Source organism: Saccharothrix sp. NRRL B-16348, from assembly GCF_001280085.1.
GTDB lineage: Bacteria > Actinomycetota > Actinomycetes > Mycobacteriales > Pseudonocardiaceae > Actinosynnema.
In genome coordinates this window covers 1-706 of the sequence record NZ_LGED01000083.1, presented here as the reverse complement: position 1 = coordinate 706, position 706 = coordinate 1, and the positions used below count along the sequence as shown (strand labels likewise).

The following is a 706-nucleotide window of genomic DNA, read 5'->3' as shown; positions in this document are numbered from 1 at the left end:
AGGTCGTCGTAGAGGCCTGGCACGTCGACCTGGGGCTCCCACTCGTAGAAGTGGTTCGGCGCGCCCGGCTCGGACACCTTGAGGCGCAGGCGGTGCAGGTCGAGGCCGGTGCGGCAGGCCGGCCACCACGACAGCGGGCTGACCACGGCCACGGAGTGCGCGGCGCCCAGTTCGCGCAGCGACGCCCACGCGCCGCCCCACCGCCAGGCCGGGTCGACGGCGTCGGTCAGGGCCAGCAGCAGGCGCCGCCCGGAGCCGGTCAGGTCCGGCGGACCGCCGCCGTCGGAGCCGCGCAGCACGGCCCGGCCGCTGTCGTCGACGCCGAGGGCGCACACGGTGACGTCGCCGAAGACACCCGATTCGGCGAGCGCGCGGGTGAAGGACTCGACCGCCGACGCCCAGATGGACATCGCCGGACCGTCGTCGACGGCGAGCACGAGGTCGCGGGACTGGCCGACGAGGGGCGCGAGCACGTCCCGCAGCCCGTCCGCCGTCCACTCGTGGGCGTCCGGACCTGCGGTCACACCCGTGGCACCGTCCTCAGAGTCGACGCGCACCGTCACATCCTTCCGGTGCGGGCACGACACCCGGGTTCGGATCGATGAGCCGATTCAATGCCAGTGCGCCCGGAATCAGGGAACCATGGCTTGGGCACCACCTTAGCGTCCGACCGCGACGTCAGTGCGCGTTGACGAAGTGGATCGAT

General features: G+C 72.8%; 1 protein-coding gene. It reads right to left on the bottom strand.

Annotated elements, in window-relative coordinates:
• Window positions 1-557 (bottom strand): hypothetical protein (locus ADK67_RS10360; protein ID WP_197289381.1); only part of this gene is annotated, 557 nt, incomplete at its 3' end.
• Window positions 558-706: the final 149 nt, after the last annotated feature.